The following is a 3,600-nucleotide window of genomic DNA, read 5'->3' on the forward strand; positions in this document are numbered from 1 at the left end:
CCCGCCCCGGCTCCGGGCGCCGGGAAGATCAACCTGGACAAGGGCCGGGTCAGCCTCCAGAAGAACCAGACGGTGTCCCTGGTCAAGGGCGGCCGGCCGGTGCTGTCGCAGGTGCGGATGGGCCTCGGCTGGGAACCGGCGTTCCGGGGCAAGGACATCGACCTGGACGCCTCGGTCATCGCCTACGGCCCGCAGCGCGACCACATCGACAGCTGCTACTTCGGCAACCTGGTGATCCTGAACGGCGCGATCCGGCACTCCGGTGACAATCTGACCGGTGAGGGCGGGGGCGACGACGAGGTCATCACGGTCGACCTCGGCCGGCTGCCCCAGGAGGTCACCGGCCTGGTCTTCACGGTGAACTCCTTCTCCGGCCAGAAGTTCACGGAGGTCGCCAAGGCCTACTGCCGCCTGGTCGACGCGGCGACGGGCGAGGAACTGGTCCGCTTCGACCTCACCTCCGCGGAACCCCGCACGGGCGTCATGATGGCCAAGCTCGTCCGCCAGTTCTCCGGCGAATGGGATATGACGGCGATGGGCGACTTCGTCAAGGCCCGCACGGTACGCAACATGGTGGATCCGGCCGCGAAGGCCCTGTGACTCCGGCCCGGCCCGGGGGCGGCACCACCGCCGCCCCCCTCTCCCGGTAACCGACCGCAGGCGACCCCCAGCCGCGCCCGGTCAGCGGCGGACCGCCCCCTCGGCGCCGCGCAACCCCTCCCCCAGCAGATCCAGGTAGCGGCGGATCTCGCGCTCTCCGGCCCCCGCCAGCTCCGCAGCCGAGGCCACCCCGTGGACCAGCCGCAGGACCTCGATCGGCTCGACGTCCCCCCGCAGCGCCCCGGCCTGCTGCGCCGCCCCCACCAACCGCGTCACGGCCCCCTTCACCACGGCCCCGCACACGGTCGGCGCCGCCGCGCCGCCGTCGGTCACCGCCGAACCCAGCAGCGCCTTCATCCCGCGCACCTGGATCGTGCCGACCGCCAGCTCGTACAGCCACTCCGCCAGCGCCTCGCCCGGCGCCAGCTCCTTCGCCAGCTCGTCGGCCCGCGCGCCCAACGCCTCGATGCGGTCCACGTACGCCGCCTCCAGCAGCGCCTGCCGCGTCGGGAAGTGCCGGTACAGCGTGCCCGACCCGACCCCCGCCCGCTTGGCGATGTCGTCGAGTGAGGCGTTCTCCCCGTGCTCGGCGAAGGCCTCCGCCGCCACCTTCAGCAACCGCTGGTAGTTGCGCCGAGCGTCCGCGCGCATGGGCCTGCCCTGCGTCATCCACCCACTCCTCGCCGACCGGGGACCCTCTCCGCATCTTATCGAGCACCACACGGAGACGGCCCCCGCCGGGCGGGGTCAGCGCCGCTGCCGCTTCCAGGGTCCGGTGATGGCGAGCATGATGCCGGGCGTCTGGATGTTGGCGAACAGGGTGCGGCCGTCGGGCGAGAAGGTGACACCGGTGAACTCGCTGTACTCCGGCTCCTCGGGGGTGCCGATGTTCAGCTCGTTGCGGGCGATCGGGTAGGTCCGGCCGCTCTCGGTGGCGCCGAACAGGTGCTGGACGCCCTCGCCGTCCTCGGCGATGACCAGGCCCCCGTAGGGGGAGACGGTGATGTTGTCGGGGCCGTCGAAGGCACCGTCCGCGGCCGGGTCCGGGTTCACCCCGAGCAGCACCTTCAGGGTCAGGGTGCGGCGCCCCGGGTCGTAGAACCAGACCTGGCCGTCGTGCTGGACCGGGCTCTCCTTGCGGGCGTAGGAGGAGACGACGTACGCACCGCCGTCGGCCCACCACATGCCCTCCAGCTTGCGGGCGCGGGTGACCTGGCCGTCGGTGAACTGCTTGCGCACCGAGACGGTCCGGGCGTCCCGGTCGGGCACGTCCACCCAGTCCACGCCGTACACGGTGCCGGTCCTCGTGGCACGGGACAGGTCGTCCACGTACCGGCCGCCGGAGTCGAAGCACTTGAAGGCCTGGAGCACGCCCGCGTCGTCGGCGAGGGTGCGCAGCTTGCCGCGGCCGTGCCGGAAGCCGGTCGGCGGGACCCAGCGGTAGAACAGGCCGTTGGGGCCGGAGGCGTCTTCGGTGAGGTAGGCGTGGCCGCGCTTGGGGTCGATGACGACCGCCTCGTGGGCGTAGCGGCCGAACGCCTTCACGGGCCTCGGGTCGCGGTTGGCCCGGCGGTCCTCCGGGTCGACCTCGAAGACATAGCCGTGGTCCTTGGTGAAGCCGTTCTTCCCGGCCTTGTCCTCGGTCTCCTCGCAGGTCAGCCAGGTGCCCCAGGGGGTGCTGCCGCCCGCGCAGTTGGTGGCGGTGCCGGCGATGCCCACCCACTCGGCGACCTCGCCGCCCCGGCGGACCTCCACCACCGTGCAGCCGCCGGCCGCCGCCGGGTCGTAGACCAGGCCCTCGGCGAGCGGCACCGGGTGCGGCCACTGGGCGCGGGGACCGGCCAGCTCGTGGTTGTTGACGAGCAGGGTGGTGCCGCGCCGGCCCTCGAAGGCGGCGGTGCCGTCGTGGTTGGACGGGGTGAACTCGCCGGACTCCAGCCGGGTCCGGCCGCTGTAGGTGATGATCTCGTAGCGGAAGCCCGCGGGCAGGGCGAGGATGCCGTCCGGGTCGGGGATCAGCGGGCCGTATCCGACGCCGTGGTGGTGGCCCCCCTGCTCCGAGGCGGTCTCGGCGGTCTCGGTCTCCGTGGCGGCAAGGGCGTTCGGCGCGGTGGCGAGGGCGCCGACGCTGCCCGCCAGGGCGACCCCGGCACCGGTGATCGCGGATGACCTGGTGAAGTCCCTGCGGGTGAGCGACATGGTGTCTCCTGTGACGGCGGTTGCGGTGTCGTGGAGGGTGGGGGGCCTCGGTTCGGCGCAACGCTCCCGCCCGCCCGTGAACGCGAGTTGAACACCGGACCACCACCGCGCCGCCTGTTCCATGAATCCGTATGCGGCAGACCATGACTCCGTATACGACGACACCCTCGGGCACCCGGAACACCGTCACCCCACCCCGGCCTCACGCGAGGGCACCCCGCAGGCCGGTCACCGTGCACCACCGGCTCCGGCTCACCCGGCTTGCCGCGAGAGCGGGGCCACCGACCGGACCCGGACCGGCAGGCCCCTCGAACCCGGCGCCCCACGGCCACCCCTCCCCCGGCCACCGGCGCCTCGCTCCGCTCACCGCGCCCGCCCCTCCCCCGCCGGCTCGGCGACCACGCCCCTCCGCGCTCAGCCTCCCTGCTGGGACCGTGCCTTGAACGCCGCCTTCCGGGCCTCCTTGGCCACCTTCTTGTCCGGGTGCAGCCTGCCCATCGCGTCCAGCACCTCGGCGGTGGCGGGGTGGCCCACCCGCCAGGCCGCCGCGAAGAACCCGCTGTGCTGGGCGGCCAGCCCCTCCACCAGGGCCCTCAGTTCCTCGGAATTGCCCTCGGCCGCCAGCTGCGCGGCCAGTGTGTCGACGGTCAGCCAGAACACCAGCTCCTCGGAGGGCGCCGGCACCCCCGCCGCACCCCGCTCACTCAGCCACACCCGGGCCAGCCCGCCCAACTCGGGGTCGTCCAGCACCTCCCGGCTGCTCAACCAGCACGTCGTCGCCGGTGACCTGTTCTTCGTCGC

3 protein-coding genes and 1 pseudogene are annotated in these 3,600 nt (G+C 73.1%); 1 reads left to right on the top strand and 3 read right to left on the bottom strand.

Annotation, left to right across the window (positions count from 1 at the left end; all coding sequences use genetic code 11):
* Positions 1–600, top strand: a 600-nt coding sequence (locus H5J33_RS27455) for a TerD family protein (protein ID WP_181797527.1), incomplete at its 5' end; no start/stop codon positions are given.
* Positions 601–681: 81 nt separating this feature from the next.
* Here the strand turns inward: H5J33_RS27455 and H5J33_RS27460 are convergent.
* The 3 genes and pseudogenes from H5J33_RS27460 to H5J33_RS27470 all read right to left on the bottom strand — a co-directional run.
* Entirely contained in the window at positions 682–1,269 is a 588-nt protein-coding gene (locus H5J33_RS27460) for a TetR/AcrR family transcriptional regulator (protein ID WP_181797528.1), read from the bottom strand.
* 78 nt (positions 1,270–1,347) lie between these two features.
* Positions 1,348–2,799 carry an alkaline phosphatase PhoX gene (locus tag H5J33_RS27465; RefSeq protein WP_181797529.1) on the bottom strand — a complete coding sequence of 484 codons (1,452 nt, stop codon included), beginning with the start codon at positions 2,797–2,799 and terminating at the stop codon, positions 1,348–1,350.
* Between the two features lie 414 nt (positions 2,800–3,213).
* Positions 3,214–3,600: pseudogene (locus tag H5J33_RS27470) on the bottom strand (hypothetical protein); the annotation flags it as partial.

The sequence above is a fragment of the Streptomyces sp. WELS2 genome (assembly GCF_013870595.1).
In the GTDB taxonomy this organism is placed as follows: Bacteria; Actinomycetota; Actinomycetes; order Streptomycetales; family Streptomycetaceae; genus Streptomyces.